We start from the raw sequence: 18889 nt of genomic DNA on the forward strand, positions 1-18889 counted from the left end.
TAACAAAATTAGACCTTTTTATATGGTTTTTCACAAAACATTCAAGTGATGCGAAAAGGTGAATTTGGAAAATCAAAACTTCCAGCACTTGTCATACTTTTACCAGCTCTTTGTAGTTCTAAAATTTTGATGTAACCATCCTTAACTTTGACTGTGATTCCCTCTTTATCAACATTTATAATCATTCCAGGACTTGAAGTAATATTTAAAGCACTAACCTTTTCATCACTACTAACCACTCTGGCTTGTTTTATTTTAATTCTTTCTTCAAATAAATATGTGTAAGCCACTGGTTTAGGGCTTAAACATCTAATAAAGTTAACAACACTTGTAGAATCTTGCTCTCAATTAATAACCTCTTGGTCATTGGTTAAATTATAAGCAAAGGAAACTTTGGTTTCATCTTGGGGAGTTCCCACAATTGTTTTTTGAAAAATTGCTAACAAGTATTTTGCTAGCATACTTTGTCCAAGTTTACCTAATTTTTCAAATAAACTTCCTGCATCATCACTTGGAGCAATTGCAATTTCTTCTTGTGCATAGACTTCACCAGCATCCATTTTTTTAACCATTTTCATTAATGAAATACCAGTTTTGGCATCACCATTTTTAATTGCATATTGGATAGGACTACCTCCACGATATTTTGGTAATAATGAGGCATGAACATTAATAGCATTTTCAAATAAATTTAAAACTTTTTCAGGGATAAACTGCCCAAAAGCACAAGTAATTAAAAAATCTGGTTTTAATGCTGCAAGTTCATCATAAATTGCACCAACTTTTTCTGGTTGAAAAACTTGATATCCTTGTTGCTCTGCATATACTTTAACTGGAGTTGGAACTATTTGTTTTTTTCTGCCTTGAATTCGATCTGGTTGACTAATTACCCCAACAATTTTTAAATCTAATTGTTCAAGTGCTTGTAAAATCTCTACTGCAATTTGGGGTGTACCACAAAATATTACTTTATACATTCTTCTTCACCATTAAGTCTTTCTACTGTTTCTTTAAAATCAGGTTTAACTTCTTTTATTAATTTTACTACACTTTGCAGTACCACAACCATAGCCAAAGTATCTCGATCACAATATTTTAACATGTCTTCTCTAATAATATTGGTCCAAATTTCAGGAGCAATAACTTTATCCATAAATTGCCTAAAGGTTGCACTAGCTTTATCACCTTTGTTAATTTTTAGGTCTTGATAACTTAAAGTTGAATCAAGTGCTGGTTGAGTTTTTTTAATTGAGTAACTCCCACAAAACTCTGGGTCATAAATTAGTCAGTTGTTTTCTTTTAGATTAAAAAAACTCATTAAATCAATTGTGTTTTGATAAATTCATTTTAAAGGTTTATAATACTCAGGAAATTGTCACATCAACTGTTTTAAAACCATTTTCTCAAAAGCCACATTATATGCCACATAAACCCCAGGTCCACAACTAAAACTATCTTTGATAAAATTTTGAATGAAATCAACTCGTGGATCTATTAATTCATTAGCAATGAAATTGAAATGCTTCATAGTTTCATTGGGGTGATTAAAATCATAATTTTCATCAGTTAAGACGTGGATTGAGTATTGAAATGGAATCTGTTGATATGTTTTTGAGCGATTAAAATTTGGAATTGCTCATTTTGCTGTTTCAAAATCATACATGTAAACAGGGAATTTATAATAATCTTTAAGTAATTCTAAAATATCTTTCATTTTTGACATTTTTACAATGTCAGTTGGATTTTTTTGATGATTATTTTGCTCATAATTGACTGTGACCTTGACAATTCTTTGTGAATTCTCATTGAAATAAAGTTTACCATTTGGTTTATAAAAATCATCAAAGTCAATTTTCTCATAAACATCTGTCAAATACACCAAACCAGTGTTGTAATAGATTTCAGCTGCATCTTTTTTGAAACGTGTTAATTGAAAAAGATTTGGACGAGTTTTTTCATAATGTCTGACCACTGTTTGACAAACAACTTGATCAAATTTGAGATTTTCATTTTTGTAATCAAATTTATATTTGGGGCAAATTGGTTGCAATAAGGTCTCAATGTTATTTAATTCTAATTGCATTTTATTGATAATTAAATCTAAGTTAATGGTTTTGTTAATGTTTTTAAACATTTCAACAAAATTTATATGTTTGGTTTTAGAACCCATATAACACTCACTCACATAAAAAAGTGAATTAATAGCAATATCATCAGGTATTCCAGGTTTGCTGGTGCTTGCAAATTCTTTTTCTAAAAATGGTTCATAAATCTCAGTTTGAAAGTCAATTTCTTCAAAGTCAGAATTAAAATTAATATCATCAGCATCAAGGATGCCCATTCCGCGATAATAATCAGGATTGATCAAGCACAATGAAGTCTTAATTACATTATAACCAAGCTTTGTCAGCACATATCATTGGTACATTAGGTCATAAAAATGTTCGGGTTTGTGGTGACTTGAGGCCTTAACCTCAATGATTTCAACTTGTTTATTGCCATAATTAATTAAAGCATCACATTTGACCCTCATTTTACCTGCTTGATATTCAAAGGTTGGTTCAAATAGGAGCTTATATTTTTTTTGTTCTAAAATTTTTTGGGTTTTTTCTAAAGCTTCATAGTAAGGTAAACTTTCAAATGAAAATCAACCAAAATCTGTTTTATTTAAATTGTTTTCTAACTTCAATTGAGAACGTAAATATGCCCTGGCCTCACTACCAACCAAGTTTCCGTCAACAATAGTTTCAGCATCAACATTGTGCATATCTAAACCATCAATATTGGCAAACTGAGTTTGCAGCACTTCTTTTTGCATTTGTTCTTCTGGAGTTAAATCAGCTGCAGTTAATAGTCTTTCATAAATTGCAAATGGATCAAACCCAGTACTTGTATCAAAATCCTCAGCACTATCAAAAACTACTTTCAGATGTGTTTCAATTCTTTGAAAGTGATGCTTAATTTGTAAATTGTTTTGTCATGTTCGTCTTGTTGTTAATCGCACAGTGTCATTATGATGTTTGATTTTTTTCTTGATTAAAGCATCTTTTCAAACTGCTCTTAAATTAACATTGGTTTTTAATTTTAAAGCAGTTTTAAAATTTTGAAGACTATAAAATATCCAAGCCTCTTTTGGACACTTGACAAAATATCTTTTGAAATCTTCTTTTGACACCTTATTAGTTAAGACTAAATCTTTCATCATTCACCTCGAATACTACTTGTTATTATAAATAAAAAAACATATTTCTTAAAATATGTTTTGATTATTTACTACGACGAGGTACAAATTTGACTGTACCAGCTTTTTTTTCAGGATCAATAACATTGCTAACAGGAGTTTTTTTAGCTTCAATTCTTAGGGCTTTAAGTTCTTTTTGTTTTTCTTTAACTTTTTGAGCCTCAAGTTTTGCTCTGTGAACTTCATCAGCTTTTAGTGCTTTTTTTTCTTCTTTTGTTAACTTAACCTTTTTCTCTGCAATAGCAATTCTTCTTTTGGTATCTTCAATATCTGACTCACCATTAACATTTCAAGTGGTAGTAACTGTTTTACGATCTGCTCTTGTGGTAATTCCTTCAATTTCAAAGGCTTTAATATCCATTAATTTATTGGTTTTAGCATCATACATTTGCACAATTACATCAAAAACATCTCGATATTTGTATTCAGGTCCTTTGCGGGCAAATACTTTTTCATATTCAATTCTTAGGTTTTTTTGATTAAAATTTGCTGCCAAGTAGTTTTTAATTTCCTCTTTAACTACTTTTTTACGTTTTGCTTGTTCTTTTTTTTGACTTTTTTTACTTGTTATTTGAGCAATAATAATAAATGCTAATACAACAACAACTGCCACAATAATTACATATTGCATTAATTTCACTCCTTGTTTCCATTATGATTTTAACTTATTTTTAAGATTTTTTACAAAAATTAAATGTTTACTTTGTCAATAATTCCCCCACCTAAACAAACCTCATTTAAGTATAATACTGCTTCTTGACCTTCAGTGACTGCTCTAACTTCTTCTAAATAGGTCAATTGCAAAGTGTGTGCATCAATTAGGTTTACTTTGACTTGCACATCTGGTTGACGATAGCGAAATTTGGCTTGACAAGTAAATTCTTTTCCTGAAAAATACTTGCCAATGTCACTAATAAAATTAAATTCAGTAACCAAACATTGGCTTGATTTTAAATAACTTTCATCACTTAATTTTGAGACATAAAGAATTTTTTGTTCTATATCTTTTTTAGCAACATAATAGGGTTCTTTTTGTCCACCAAGATTTAAACCTTTTCTTTGACCAATTGTATAATACATAACCCCAATGTGTTCTCCTAAAACTTCATTAGTGTTAATATCAATGATTTTTCCTGGTTGATTGGGAATGTAATTTTGCAAGAATTTTGTAAAATTTCTCTCCCCAATAAAACAAATCCCTGTAGAGTCCTTTTTATCAGCTGTAGTTAACTGATATTTTTTTGCCAAGGCTCTAATTTCAGCCTTTTGATAGGGTTGCAAGGGAAAAAGAGTTTTTGCTAACATGGTTTGCGTTAATTGACATAAAAAGTAAGTTTGATCTTTTTCAACATCAACTGCTCTGATCAATTCAAAAGTTTGTAACTTTTCATTAAATCTTACCCCTGCATAATGACCCATAGCAATAAAATCTGCTTGTAAATTTTCAAGGGCATAATTTAAAAACTTATCAAACTTTATAAATTTATTACATAAAATATCTGGGTTTGGTGTGCGACCCTTTTGGTATTCTTCAATAAAATATTGAAAAACATAGTTTCAGTATTCTTCAATAAAGTCTATTCTGTGAAGTTTTATTTGTAATTTTTTAGCAACTGCTTGAGCATCTAAATAGTCTTGCTCTTGAGGACAAATTTCAGCTTCAAGTTTATTTCCTAAAATGTCATTGTTAAGGTTACTGTCTCAATTTCGCATAAACAGCCCTTCAACTTCATAACCTTGCTCTAATAAAATCGCAGCAGCCACAGAGGAATCAACCCCACCACTCATACCAACAATCACTTTTTGTTTCTTCATAGCTTATTACTTTCCTTTTTGTTTTTTTAACATTCTTTTTTTATCTTTTTTTGTCAATTTTCCTAGTTTATCAATTTCTTTTGACTCACCAAATCAAGCTTCATAGTCACTAAAATCAAAAGCCTTTTTTGCTTTCTTTTGGTTTTTTTCAGCAGCAGAAACAATGTTATTTAGCATAACAGTTGTTTCCCCACTTGATTCAAAGCGTTGTTTTTTCTTGCTTTTTGTTCTTTTAGCAACTTCACGCTCCATATCATCTGTTTTATCTGAAACTGTGTAATCTAAAAAACTTGTGTTTAGACGGTGTGAAGTTTGAGATTTAAAATTATCATTTGTGCTTTTGTTTTTATTTGCAAGTTCTGAAGATAATTCAGTTTCAATTTTTTGAAATAGTTCCTCACTAATTGGTTTTGGCTGCACTTGCAAAGTGTCTGTTGTGGTTGTGTTTAATAAATCAACCTCATGAGTTTGAGTTTGCCCCTTTTTAGGGTTATTGCTGATTTTTTTCTCAAAGTTTGAAAAAATATCTTTAATATCACCTGTATTAGTAGTCTGTTCATTGGCAACTGCTTTGGGCTTAATGCTTGGAGTTGGTGCCAGGGTTGGGATTGCTTCTAAAGTTGCTGAATTTTCAAATTCTGAAACTGGTTTGATTGTTGATGCCTCTTCAACCTTAAAGTTTTTGGTTGGAGCTGGTTTGATTAAATTCTCACTAACTGGAGTATTACCAATTAAACTCTGACGAATTTCATCAATTCTTTCTTTTGCTAATCCTGAATTTTGCTTTGTTAAAACATAGTTTTTTAAATGAACTTCACAATTTGGTTCATTATTAATTTTGTCAAGCAACTCATCTTTTTGAGATTGTTCTTTTGCATAAGAATTCATTCTCAAATTTAAAATGTTTTCTGGTAATTTTGATTGTTGTTTAATATTTTGACCATCAAGTACTTTAATTGAGGCAAATTGTTTGACATCAAGATCTGCACGATTTAGGTTAAATTCAAAATCTTCACCATACTTTAAAAAATGAGAATTGGCATTTTGAATTAAAGTAATTTTTGGCTCATTGTTTAAAGTTTTTTTCTTAGCCAAATCAAAAACTTGTGTCTCATCAAAATCCATTGTTAATGAAGTTTCTGTTTCTTCTTCAAATCATGGTTCAGCAATTGGACTAAAATGTTTTTTATCAGTAACTGCATTAATTTCATCTTGGTCTTGACGATTAATTTTTAAAATTTTAATTTTATCAGCCATAATTGCCCCTCCATTATTTATTTATATTATAAACTATTTACAAAAAAATAGCCGACTTGGCTACTCTTTAATTTCATTTGTAACTTTAAAATCAGTTTTTTCTAAAACATCTTTTAAAGCAGTTTTTTCCTTGTCATTGATTTTGTCTGGTATAACAAGGTTTACAACTAATAATAAATTTCCCCGTTTGTGTGACTTCACACCTTGGTACAGCCCATGGTTGTGTAAAGTAATGACATCACCATTTTTTACTTTTTTTGGTAATTTAACAGCCACTTGTCCATCAAGTGTATCAAGAATAATTTCATTTTCTAAAATTGCGTCTAAATAAGAGACATTAATTGTAGTTCTAATGTCATAAGAGTTAACAATATTAATTTTTTTAGAAACTTTTAAATTAATATTTCCATAAATATTTCCTTTGGTTTTGGTTTCACTGTTAAAGTGCCCAGAGTTTCTCAGCACAATTTGTTGACCAGGTGAAAGACCTTTGGGAATTGGGAGAGTCACTTTCTCACGACTTTTTAACTCTCCATCACCCTTACATTTTTTACATGGGTTCACAACTATTTTCCCAGCCCCTTTACATTTTGGACAAATTTGTTGAGTTTGAAATTTAGCAATTCCCATATCTTGTAACACAGTGACTGAACCATGGCCATTACACATATCACAAGTTTTTACATCATTTTTGTCTAAGGCTCCATAACCATCACAAGTTTCACACTTAGTAATTAAGTCAATTTCAATTTCTTTTTCAACACCAAACATAATTTCATTTAAAGTTAAATAAAGTTCAACTACAATGTCGCTTCCTCTTTGACTTTTTTTACCACCTCTAAAGCCACCAAAACCTTGATTGCTTCTGCCAGATCCTCCAAAAAACGATCCAAAGATATCTGAGAAAAAATCATCGCCATCACCAGACATTTTTGAGAAGAAATCACTAAAGCCACCAAAACCACTAAAGCCTTGTCCGGCACCGCTTACTCCTTCATGACCAAACTGGTCATATAATTTTCTTTTTTCTGGATCTAATAGAACTTCAGCAGCTTCAGATGCTTCTTTGAATTTTTCTTCTGCATCAGGTTCTTTGCTAACATCAGGGTGATACTGCTTTGCTAATTTACGATAAGCTTTTTTAATCTCATCTTCAGTTGCGGATTTACTGACTCCCAGCACTTCATAAAAATCTTTTTTTTTGGCCATTAGTTTACACCTCTCTTATCAATAAAAACAACTATTTTAGCATAGTTGTTTTTAATGCAATTATTTTTCATCTTTATCTTTATCATCAATTTGGTCAGTATTTGCTTCTGGGTTTTGTGCTTGCACCATTTCTGCAGCCATTTTCATTGCTTGCTCTAATTCAGTCATTTTTTTCTCTAATGCTTCATAATCTTCTTTGGCAATTAATTCACGAATATCTTTTGCCAGTGCTTCAGATTGAGTTTTTTGTTCTGGACTGACTTTATCTCCACCCTCTTTTAGTGAGTCTTCAATAATGTTCAAGTATGATTCAGCTTTATTTCTTAATTCAATATTTTTGCGTTTTTTGCTGTCTGCTTCTGCATTTTGTTCAGCTTCTTTAACCATTTTATCAATTTCAGCATCAGTTAAACTTCCTGAGTTTGAAATTGTAATTGTTTTTTCTTCATTAGTTGCTTTATCTTTTGCAGTAACTGAAACAATCCCATTAACATCAATTTTAAATGTTACTTCAATTTGAGGTACTCCTCTTGGAGCTGGTTTAATTCCTGATAATTCAAAACGACCTAATGATTTATTGTCACCAGCCATTGATCTTTCACCTTGTAGAACATTAATATCAACTGAAGGTTGATTGTCAGCAGCTGTTGAAAAAATTTGAGATTTTTCAGTTGGAATTGTTGTATTTCTTTGAATTAATGGTGTCATAACTCCACCCATTGTTTCAATTCCTAAAGTCAATGGAGTTACATCAAGTAATAAAACATCAGTTACATCACCAGCTAAAACACCACCTTGAATTGCAGCTCCCATTCCCACAACTTCATCTGGGTTAATAGTACGGTTTGGTTCTTTTCCCAATAATGATTTTACTAAAACTTGAACAGCTGGAATTCTTGTTGAACCTCCAACTAATAAAACTTCATTAATATCAATAGCTTTTAATTTAGCTTCTTTTAAAGCATCTTCAACTGGTTTTCTAGTTCTTTCAACAAGATCTTTGGTAATTTTTTCAAATTCACTTCTTGAAAGTTTAGTACTAAAGTTAACTGGACCATTTTCATTCATGGCAATAAATGGCAAGTTGATTTCAGTTTCAACTTGACTTGATAAGTTAATTTTTGCTTTTTCAGCTTCATCTTTAAATCTTTGTAAAGCCATTTTATCTTTTGACAAGTCAATATTGAATTCTTTTTTAATTTGCTCACCAATTCAGTTCATAATTTTTTGGTCAAAGTCATCTCCACCAAGTTTGTTATCCCCTGAAGTTGATAAAACATCATAAGTTCCATCAGCTAATTCTAGAATAGAAACGTCAAATGTTCCCCCTCCTAAGTCATAAACTAAAACTTTTTGTTCTTTATCTTGTTTATCAATTCCATATGCTAATGCTGCAGCAGTTGGTTCGTTGATAATACGTTCAACATCTAGTCCTGCAATTTTTCCAGCGTCTTTTGTTGCTTTACGTTGTGCATCATTAAAGTAAGCAGGCACTGTAATTACTGCTTTTGAAATTTTTTGCCCTAACTTATCTTCTGCATATTTTTTTAAATATCTTAAAATTTCTGCAGAAATTTGTTCAGGAGTATAATCTTTACCTTCTAAATTTACTTTGTGACTTGTTCCCATTTCACGTTTAATTGAAATTGCTGTGTTTGGGTTTGTTACTGCTTGTCTTTTAGCAGCTCCCCCAACAATAATGTCACTATTTTTAAATGCCACTACTGATGGCGTTGTTCGTTGTCCTTCAGGATTTTCTAAAACAATGGGTTGTCCACCCTCCATCACTGCTACAACTGAGTTAGTTGTTCCTAAATCTATTCCTATAATTTTTTCCTTTGCCATAATGTTCTCCTCTTTTCTTAAAACTATTTTGCTACTTTTACTATTACATGTTTGATAACTCGATCATATAGTTTGTATCCATTTGAGACTACAACTGCAATCTGACCTGGTTTAACCTGGTCAGTTTCAATTTGTTCAATTGCATAATGTATTTCTGGATTTAATTCATCCCCAATATTTGTAGTTATTTGGGTTACCCCTGAATTACTTAGGGCTTGATCAATTTGGTTGACCACCATCTCAAATCCCATTAAGTAATTTTTGATTTCAGGCTTGTCTTCAAGTGAGTTAAACACACTTTTAAACATATCAATTGCTGGTAGCATTTCACTTGCCAACTTTTCCCCACCATACTTGCGTACAAGTATTGCCTCTTTTTGAAAAAGCTTCACTGTGTTTTGGTTATCAGCAACAGCCATCAGCTTTGCCTCAGCTAATTTAGCATTGTCATCAAGCAATGCTGCAAATTCTAATTCTAACTGTTCAATTGGACTTAACTCCACATTTTCATCTGTAGTTTCTGGTTTTGGTTCAATTTGCAGTTCTTTTTTGATTTGTTCAAATAAGTCTAATACTTTTTTTTGTTGTTTTTTATCCATAGTTATTTTTCTTCCTCGTTAAACCTTTCTTCAATCATCTGACTTATCCACTCAAGCAGTTTTGATACTTTATTGTATTCAATTCGTTTGGGGCCCACAAGGGCCAAAGACCCTTGCTCACCCCGATTTGTCAAAAAATTTGTACCAATTACTGCAAAATCATCATTGCCAATACCAGTTTCAAAACCAATTGCAACTGCTGGTTTACTAATGTTTGTTGATTGAGTTTTAAACCAAGCAAATGGTGATGCATTTTCAATGAACCCAATTAAGGTTTTAATTTTTTCTGGGTCATTAAATTCTGGATTTTGTAACAAGTTTGACATTCCACTTGTTTTTGATTGAGAAGAATTTGCATGCAAGATTGCATTTATAAAGGTTTGCAGTACAAATTCATATTTTTTGATCTGTTGTTTTAAAACAGGTAAAATGGCTTGTGATTTGTACTCAATTTCAGAAATCTTAGAATTAATTAATCTGTCATTAAACAATTCAATGGCAATTTGCAATTCCTCAAAAGTGACATTATCTAAATCAATAATTTTGTTTTCAATTTTTCCATTAGATAGAACAAATAACACAACTGCATTTCTTTCATCAAGTCTCACCAATTCTACCTTGGCAAGCAATAATTCATCTGAGTAGTTTGATTTTGAAACTACTGTTGCTAGATTTGTCATTTCACTTAAAATTGCTGAAGTTTGTTCTAAAATTTCATCAATTGTGGAACCCCTTCTTTTGAAGATATCTTCAATTTGAGACTTATAATCCTCAATATTGTTACTGCTCATCAGGTTATCAACATAATAACGATAACCTTTTGAAGATGGTACTCTCCCTGAAGAGGTATGTGCTTTTTCTAAATAGCCTTTTTCTTCTAAAAACGCTGACTCGTTTCTGATTGTGGCCGAAGATATTTCAATCTCCAACACCTCTTGGATTCTTTTTGAACCCACAGGAGAAGCTGTTTTAATATATTCTTCAGTAATAGCTTTTAAAATAGCACTTTGTCTACTGGTCATATAGCTCACTCCCTTACCCTATTTAGTTTAACACTGGCACTCTTATTGGTCAAGTGCTAATTCAATTTTTTTGCACTTGTGATAATAAAGTGATCTTTTTCCACATCAAGAACATAATTTCTTTTTTTCTCAATCTCTTCACTAACAATTGCTCTCGCAATTAGGGTTTCAATGTTTTTCTCAATATAACGCTTAATTGGTCTAGCACCATATTCACGGTTATAACCTTCATTTAAAATCTTCTCTAGAGTTGCTTCTGTAAAGTTAATGATATACTCATTTGCTTCAAAGATTCTAGTTTTTAATTCTTCTAAGGTTTTTTCAATAATTTCATATACCACTTCTTTTGAAAGTGGGTTGAACTTAACAATGTTGTCAATTCTATTTAAAAACTCTGGTCTAAAGAATTTTTTCAAAGTTTCAGTAATAACTGATTCATCAATTAATTCTGGCTCAGTTGATGACAAGTACTCTGCTGCAATATTTGAAGTCATAATAATAATGGTGTTTTTAAAGTCAATGGTTTTTCCCAAAGAATCTGTAATTCTTCCATCATCTAGAATTTGTAATAATACATTAAACACATCTGGATGTGCTTTTTCAACCTCATCAAACAAGACAATGGCATAAGGTTGGCGACGAACTGCTTCAGTTAATCTACCACCTTTTTCATAACCAACATAACCAGGAGGAGAACCAATTAGTTTAGAAACTGATTGACGTTCCATGTATTCGCTCATATCAAAGCGAATCATTTTTTTCTCACTACTGAATAATGCTCTTGCTAAACTACGAGCCACTTCAGTTTTTCCAACCCCTGTTGGTCCTAAGAATAAGAAACTTCCAATTGGTTTAGATGGATCTTTAATTCCACTTCTACTTCTTAAAATTGCATCTGACACTACACTGATAGCTTCAGGTTGACCTTTAACCATTTTTTTCAAGTTTGTGCCTAATCCCATTAGTCGTTCACGATCTGATTCCATTAGGTTTTCTACTGGAATACCAGTTCATCTACCTATAATTGTTGTGATTTCTTTTTCAGTAACTTCTTCTGACATTAATTTGTTATGACTTTTCTTTTCTTCCTCTTTTAATTTTTTTTCAATAGCAGGTAATAGTGAATACTGAATTTCTCCAGCTCTTTCATACTTACCATTTGATTGAGCAGAATCTAACTCAATTTTTAGTTGATTTAATGATGAACGTAATTTATTTACTTTATCATGTTCATTTTTTTCATTTTCTCAACGGGTATTCAAATCAGATTGTTTCACCTTTAGTTTTGATAGTTCTGCTTCATTTAATTTCAAACGATCTTTTGACTTTTCATCAGTTTCTTTACTCAAAGCAGCACGCTCAATTTCAAGTTGCATAACTTTTCTATTGATGTGATCTAACTCAGTTGGGACTGAGGCAAGCTCAGTTTTAATAGTAGCACTAGCTTCATCAACTAAATCAATTGCTTTATCTGGTAAAAAACGGTCTGAAATGTAACGATCACTTAATTGGGCTGCAGCCACCAAAGCATTATCATGAATTCTCACTCCATGGTAGGCCTCATATTTTTCTTTCAAACCCCTTAATATTGAAATTGTTTCACTAACTGTTGGTTCAGAAATTAGCACTTTTTGAAAACGTCTTTCTAAAGCAGCATCTTTTTCAATAAATTCTCGATATTCATTTAGGGTTGTAGCTCCAATTGCTTTTAAACCACCTCGAGCAAGGGCAGGTTTTAATAGATTAGAAACATCCATTCCTCCACCAGCACCAGTTTTACCAGCACCAACAATCAGGTGTAATTCATCAATAAATAAGATGATTTCACCTTGTTCTTTTTGAATGGCATTGACAATTCCTTTTACCCTACCTTCATACTCTCCTAAATAACTAGCTCCAGCCATAACACTTCCCATATCTAATTCTAGGATTTTTTTGTTTTTTAAGTTACTTGGAACATCTCCTTTAACAATTCTTTGAGCTAAACCTTCTGCAATTGCAGTTTTACCAACTCCTGGTTCTCCAATTAAGACAGGATTGTTTTTGGTTTTTCGGCTCAAAATACGAATCACTCTCATAATTTCATCATCTCTACCAATAATTGGGTCCATCTTTCCATCTTTGGCTACCTTAGTTAAATCTCTTGTATATTTTGCCAAAATATCTGGATCGTTGCTTGGATCTGGTTTTTGATTAAATTCCATAATTGTACCCCCTTTATAATTAGCACTCTCAATGTTTAATTGCTAATAATTTTATTATATAAAAAAAAATAGCAAAGTCAACTTTTAAGCGCTAAAAATTAAAAAATCTGACTGAAAATTGGCTTTGAACTCAGGACAGTAGATAATAAAAAAACCAAGTTAAACTTGGTTTTCAATAATGTTTTGTCTAATTAACCTAGAAATAATCTGGCTAACAGTGGCTTGTTTAAGTTTTTTAAAATGATATTTTTGGCCGGTTGCTTCAAACTTAATGGTTTCTTTATAGAGTTTAAACATTGCAATAATGTTTTGAACACTCTTGTAGCTTTCTGGTTCAAAAGCACCCAAGTCAAGATCATCATAAAGTTTAGATTGGGAAATTTTTATAATTAGCTGTTTTTGTTTATAACTCAGTTTAAATCTATTATCCTCAACATTGATTAAATCTAGATTTAAATGTTTTACTAAGACATTTTCTTCTGAATTAATAACTTGTCTTTGTTTGTCTGACAAGTTAAATCAGATACTTGCATCAAAACGAATTTGATTCAGAAATAAACCTTGCACAATTTTTAATTGATTTTTTTCAAAACAGCTACCAAGGTTTAATTGCTGTAATTTTAAGATTTTTTGAGTCAGATTTTCTAAGACAACTAACTCATATAGTAAAACAGGATCTCTGGCAAATTCAAGAGAACATTGTTTTTTGATTTCATAAAAATTTGCTTCTCTAATTGCTGAATTAAGCAATTGTGAATATCTAGTTAAAATACCTGTCTGTGGCTGCGATTGCTGTTGACTGGCGTTTATTAAACCTAAAATGGGTTTAACCTTTCTTGCTCTGCGGTTCGTTATTAGAGAATGCATAGAATTACTTATTTGAAGTTTTGATATCATTGAGACAACTCCTTTAATTTAATCTACATTTAATTAATCGTAGTCATTTTAAAGAATTCGCCATTAATTTTAAATTTTTTTATAAAAAAGTGATTAAAATCTCATTCATAATGTTAAAACCCCTCTTAGTACACCTTAATCTCTTTGCAGAAATTTCTAAAAAACCCAGTTTGACTTGTTCAGTGATTTTTGCCTCATAAAAATCAAACATTTTTTTATTATCAGTTTGGGTTAAATCAATCCCATCAACCAATCTTAAGCCCATCATCAAAATTTGAAAATAGTAGTCAGCTGTGCTTAATTTTTCAAATTCTTTTTTGTAATTTAAAACATTACCCTTATTTGAAGTTAAATAATACTGTCCATCAAGATACTCAAATCCACTGGCTCCAACTCCAACTCCTGCAAACAAAGAGTTATTTCAATATGACAGATTGTGGACTGATTGCTTATTTGCTCTAGCATAATTTGAAATTTCATAACGTTGGTAACCTAGTTTTTCTAAACCAGTATTTACTAAATCATCAAAAAGTTCATCATTGCCTGGTAAATTTAGTTTACGTTTTCCCCACACTGAACTTTCTTTCATAATCAATGAATACCAAGAAATATGATCTGGACATAATTTTTCAATCATTTGTAAATCTACTGCAATATCTGCAGAAGTTTGATCAAATAAGTTATACATTAAGTCTAGACTAATATTTTTAAAACCTAGACTTCTTGCTAGCAAATACATCTCAATGGCTTGGGTGTTATCATGAACTCGACCAATTTTTTTAAGCAGAGGATTTGAAAAAGTTTGCACTCCAATACTTAACCTATTGATATGGTATTTTTGGTACAACTCTAATTTTTCTTTGGTAATTGACTCAGGATTTAGTTCAATTGTAAATTCAAACCCAGTTTTTTTTACATACTGGCTCAACATTTCACATAATCTTGTTGATTGTTTAATATCCAAACAACTTGGAGTTCCTCCGCCAATGTAAATTGATTCAAGTTCATCCAAGCGCGAACCATAGTTTTGCAATTCTGCTGCTAGTAAATCCAAATACTGATCAATAGATTCTGCTTTTTTTGGTTTAATAACCTTGACAAAGTCACAATAAAAGCAAATATGTTCACAATATGGAATGTGAACATAAAGACTCTTAATTTGTTTTGTTTCTAAGTTAGACTTCATGGTCTTAATGGTTTACCTTGTTTCTTCCTAATGATTAGTCAAGGAATAATAATAGCAATCAGAATTAATGCTAAAATCACAAGCATAATAATTAAACAAGTTCGATTTGCTCTCTTTTTAATTTCTCTGATTTCAGTTGGACTAATTGGTTCATGGTTATAGTACCCTGCAATATTGTTTTTTCTACTTCTTGTTGAAACAACGTTAAAAATATGGAAACCAAACATTGCAAAGAGAATAATGATATTGATGGTAATGTCTGTTTTGAATGATTTTAATGTTCCAATGGTTCAAAAGAAGAATTTAACTTCAGGCAGTACTCCTCTATCAATTGAACCTTGATACTGTCCTTGTAAAAAATACAAGATTCCTAAACAAATTGATCCTACAATGTAGGTTGCAAAAGCAATTCAGTTAACATAAACTTCTCGAGCAATCATGTTTTTGTAGTTTCGGATAATAAAATAGGGAATTGTTTCATAACCAGATTTTTGTTCATATAAGAATTTTGAAACTCCATTTGTTAGCAATGCCAGATCTGTTGTTGCTCAACCAAAACAAGCAATTGCTAATAGTAAAAAGAAAATTGAGGCAAATGGATACATTACACTCTCTTTTTTGATGCCCATAAATACTCCAGCTTCATTAGCATTATAATAAACTGCCAACATCAGTGAAGTTGCCACAATACCAATAATTCCTGCAAACATTAGAAAAATGTTTCTGAATTTCTCACTTCTAATTTCTCTAACCATTGGTTTTTCAATTACCTTGGCTTTTTTATACTGAGAAGCATAGCTATCACCATTATTGTGTTGGTAATTGTTGTATGGATTTGGTGCATAATTAACATTTTCTTCATAACCATAAGCACCATTAACAACATACCCTTGTGGTTGACCATAATTTTGATAAACTTGGTTTTGGTAAAATTGTTGATATTGGTTGCCTTGATAAGGACTTGCTTGTTGATAATTATTTGCATAAAAACTATTATCATAATCAGCTGGCATTGTTGGTGGATTTTCATAAACCACCCCTGCATTCTGGTAATAAAATTCATTACCAGCTGGTTGCTGGTTTTCAACAGGTTGATTTTGATAAATATGCGGATTGGGTTGATAATACCCTTGATTTGGTGCATTGTTTGCTAAACCTGGGTTATATAATTGTTGTTGGGGTACATAATTACTTAAACTTTGTTGTTGCACTTGTTGTTGAGGTTGGTATTGATTTTGATAAACATTTTGCTGTTGACCTCGTTGGGGTGCATAATTTGTTTGATAGGAATTTGTGGGAACATTATCAAGTCTAGGAGTTTGATTATCTCTATAGATTTCATTTTTTTCTCTTAAAATATCTCTTTGGTAACTTAATCTCTCATCTTGTGCAAAATTTATTTGTTGTTGTTGAGGCATTTGTTGTTGAGGTTGAGGTTGATACCCTGGTTGCAAGTTATTGACATGACTTGCTTGCATCATATTATTATTTTGATGATTTGGTAAATTCTGAATGTTTTGAACACCAAAATTGTCACCCTGAGGTTGACTGTTTGTCTTATTGTCTTTTCCTAATAATCCAAAAAATGCCATATTACTTGCCTCCCTTAATAGGGACAAAATAGCTATTTACTTGGTTGATTTCCTAATTTTTTTAATTTGCCCAATTTCAACTTCAAAGTCATTTCTTAGGTCTTCAAACTTTTCTAACCTTAAAAATTCTTTGCTGTCAACTTCTTGATTATCAAAAATATAATTTTTGCCCTTATTTAAGAAAATCAAAATGTAAATTGTAAAAGCAATTAGTGCAATAAACATAAATACCAAAAGAATGCTTCATAATGGTATCTCCACATCTAAAACTATGAATTTAAGATCTGAAACTGCAAGCACGAAAATCACCTAACTTTTTGCCCATATGTGAATGTAAATTTTTGCCCCATCTACTATTCAAAGATATAATACCACAAACTCAACTGTAATTTCTACATTTTTGATTAGAATTCTCCACTTTTATCTAAATAAAAATAACAATAAGTGGTTAAGAAGTAAAAAAATATCTGTTCGAATTCACTGACTTGCTATATTTTACCCTAATAAGTCAATGATTTTATCTGTTTTTTAAATCAATAAAAAATAACTAGTTTGACTAGTTATTTTACATTCAGTTTGCAACAAGTGCATCAATAATGTCATTTTTCCATTCAAGCACATCTAAATCATTTGAAAAGAAGTCAATAAATTGATCTCTAAAAGTAATTATTAATTCTATTGAGAATTCTTTACTGTCAATATCTAACTCATTAATTTTTTCCAACAATGGTTGAGGGTAACTTGGATTAAAGGCAATAGATTCAACACAATCTTCTGCAAAATCAATAGCATTGTCTTCACTTTCTAAAGCACCTAATAAGGTTGTAAAGATTTCTTCTTTACCAATATCAGCTTTTTTAACTATTTGTGCAATTGCTTTTGGTTCCAATTCTTTATTTGCAGGATTTTCAAATGCTTTTTCAATTTCTTCACCAAATAATAAAACGGCAAAGTAAACACTCATCCCTGAAATTAGTTCCTCAAACATTAGGTCAACAACTTCATCTGCAGCATTATCAAGGTAATCAGAAATGTCTTTGGCTTGTTTATCTGTCATAATTATGTCTCCTCTTTAATTTTTCCTAATATGAGTATACCCCAATCTAAATTGATTTCTTAAAAAGATTAATAAATTAAGAATAATTCACATTAATTTTTACAAATATCTTTATTAAATCTATTTAACTTTGATATTTTTTTGGCATTGGAGCTGATGTTCTTTTGTGCTCAGAAATTTTATGTAAGTGCTCAATTCTAACTTTTACATCAACAGCTACAGCTTTACCACTTAAATAATCATCAATTAAATCATAACTAAAACCAATTTCACTTTCATCAGTTTGATCAGACCATAACCCTGCAGTTGGAGCACGGTTAATGATAATTTCAGGAACATTTAATAGTTTAGCAGCTTCACGAACTTGAGATTTTAACAGATGTACTAGTGGTAATAAATCAACTCCTCCATCTCCAAATTTAGTAAAATACCCAATGTGTCATTCATCAGCATTATCTGTACCTAAAACCAAAGCATTATTTGATTGAGCTAAGGCATATAAAGAAGTCATACGTAAACGAGCCTTAGTATTTGCTAATGCAAGTTGAGTTAGCTTGCTACCACTTGCTTTTAAAGTTGCAACCATAGCTGCAAATGGTGCTTTTAAATCAACCACTAAGTTTTTTAATTGCAGTTGTTCTACTAATTGTTCTTTACAAGTATTGTCCAAATCACTTGATTCACAGGGCATTCATACTGTTAAGTAACTATTTGGGAAGGCTTTTTTTGCCAAGGCTGCCACAACAGCTGAATCAATTCCACCGCTAACCCCAACAATGACTCCAGTTTGACCACTTTTTTTCACTTCTACTTGTAACCATTCAACTAAATAATCTAAATATTTTGCTAAACTCATACTTATTTCTCCTTTAAAAACTTAAATTAATTATATCTCTAATCAAGAAGCAATCATAAAAAAACTAAAAAAAATGGTAAATCACTCATAAAAGTTTATTTTTAGATAT

The 18889-nt window shown here is 31.1% G+C and carries 16 protein-coding genes; all 16 read right to left on the reverse strand.

What is annotated here, in order from left to right:
• Positions 1 to 8: 8 nt before the first annotated feature.
• Positions 9 to 977: a methionyl-tRNA formyltransferase gene (gene fmt, locus SCLAR_RS04990; RefSeq protein ID WP_100254834.1), complete on the reverse strand. Its 969-nt coding sequence runs from the start codon at positions 975 to 977 to the stop codon at positions 9 to 11.
• Positions 965 to 3205: a DUF2779 domain-containing protein gene (locus tag SCLAR_RS04995; RefSeq protein WP_100254835.1), complete on the reverse strand. Its 2241-nt coding sequence runs from the start codon at positions 3203 to 3205 to the stop codon at positions 965 to 967. Before SCLAR_RS04995 ends, fmt begins: the two co-directional genes overlap by 13 nt.
• Positions 3206 to 3266: 61 nt before the next feature.
• Positions 3267 to 3872 carry a hypothetical protein gene (locus SCLAR_RS05000; RefSeq protein ID WP_100254836.1) on the reverse strand — a complete coding sequence of 202 codons (606 nt, stop codon included), beginning with the start codon at positions 3870 to 3872 and terminating at the stop codon, positions 3267 to 3269.
• Between the two features lie 59 nt (positions 3873 to 3931).
• Complete coding sequence (gene mnmA / locus SCLAR_RS05005; protein ID WP_100254837.1) at positions 3932 to 5056, reverse strand: tRNA 2-thiouridine(34) synthase MnmA; 1125 nt, start codon at positions 5054 to 5056, stop codon at positions 3932 to 3934.
• 6 nt (positions 5057 to 5062) lie between these two features.
• The gene (locus SCLAR_RS05010; RefSeq protein WP_100254838.1) at positions 5063 to 6313 is read right to left on the reverse strand and encodes a hypothetical protein; all 1251 of its coding nucleotides are present in this window, start codon (positions 6311 to 6313) and stop codon (positions 5063 to 5065) included.
• Between the two features lie 60 nt (positions 6314 to 6373).
• Positions 6374 to 7522 carry a DnaJ domain-containing protein gene (locus SCLAR_RS07320; protein WP_100254839.1) on the reverse strand — a complete coding sequence of 383 codons (1149 nt, stop codon included), beginning with the start codon at positions 7520 to 7522 and terminating at the stop codon, positions 6374 to 6376.
• Between the two features lie 60 nt (positions 7523 to 7582).
• Positions 7583 to 9367, reverse strand: coding sequence for a molecular chaperone DnaK (dnaK, locus tag SCLAR_RS05020; protein WP_100254840.1), 1785 nt, complete (start codon positions 9365 to 9367; stop codon positions 7583 to 7585).
• Positions 9368 to 9390: 23 nt separating this feature from the next.
• Positions 9391 to 9966 carry a nucleotide exchange factor GrpE gene (locus SCLAR_RS05025; protein ID WP_100254841.1) on the reverse strand — a complete coding sequence of 192 codons (576 nt, stop codon included), beginning with the start codon at positions 9964 to 9966 and terminating at the stop codon, positions 9391 to 9393.
• A 2-nt stretch (positions 9967 to 9968) separates the two neighbouring features.
• Positions 9969 to 10988 (reverse strand): heat-inducible transcriptional repressor HrcA, encoded by a 1020-nt coding sequence (hrcA, locus tag SCLAR_RS05030; RefSeq protein ID WP_100254842.1) that lies wholly within the window; start codon positions 10986 to 10988, stop codon positions 9969 to 9971.
• A gap of 56 nt (positions 10989 to 11044) precedes the next feature.
• A complete protein-coding gene (locus SCLAR_RS05035) occupies positions 11045 to 13192 on the reverse strand; it encodes an ATP-dependent Clp protease ATP-binding subunit (RefSeq protein ID WP_100254843.1) in 2148 nt (715 codons plus the stop codon).
• Between the two features lie 159 nt (positions 13193 to 13351).
• A complete protein-coding gene (locus SCLAR_RS05040) occupies positions 13352 to 14089 on the reverse strand; it encodes a hypothetical protein (RefSeq protein WP_100254844.1) in 738 nt (245 codons plus the stop codon).
• Between the two features lie 79 nt (positions 14090 to 14168).
• Positions 14169 to 15275: a radical SAM family heme chaperone HemW gene (gene hemW, locus SCLAR_RS05045; RefSeq protein ID WP_100254845.1), complete on the reverse strand. Its 1107-nt coding sequence runs from the start codon at positions 15273 to 15275 to the stop codon at positions 14169 to 14171.
• Positions 15260 to 16867 carry an MSC_0882 family membrane protein gene (locus tag SCLAR_RS05050; protein WP_100254846.1) on the reverse strand — a complete coding sequence of 536 codons (1608 nt, stop codon included), beginning with the start codon at positions 16865 to 16867 and terminating at the stop codon, positions 15260 to 15262. Before SCLAR_RS05050 ends, hemW begins: the two co-directional genes overlap by 16 nt.
• 36 nt (positions 16868 to 16903) lie before the next feature.
• Positions 16904 to 17176: a TIGR04561 family membrane protein gene (locus SCLAR_RS05055; protein ID WP_211277545.1), complete on the reverse strand. Its 273-nt coding sequence runs from the start codon at positions 17174 to 17176 to the stop codon at positions 16904 to 16906.
• Positions 17177 to 17432: 256 nt separating this feature from the next.
• Positions 17433 to 17924, reverse strand: coding sequence for a hypothetical protein (locus SCLAR_RS05060; protein ID WP_100254848.1), 492 nt, complete (start codon positions 17922 to 17924; stop codon positions 17433 to 17435).
• A 124-nt stretch (positions 17925 to 18048) separates the two neighbouring features.
• A complete protein-coding gene (nadE, locus tag SCLAR_RS05065) occupies positions 18049 to 18786 on the reverse strand; it encodes an NAD(+) synthase (protein WP_416374974.1) in 738 nt (245 codons plus the stop codon).
• Between the last annotated feature and the right edge of the window lie 103 nt (positions 18787 to 18889).

This window comes from Spiroplasma clarkii, from assembly GCF_002795265.1.
Classification (GTDB): Bacteria; Bacillota_I; Bacilli_A; order Mycoplasmatales; family Mycoplasmataceae; genus Spiroplasma_A; species Spiroplasma_A clarkii.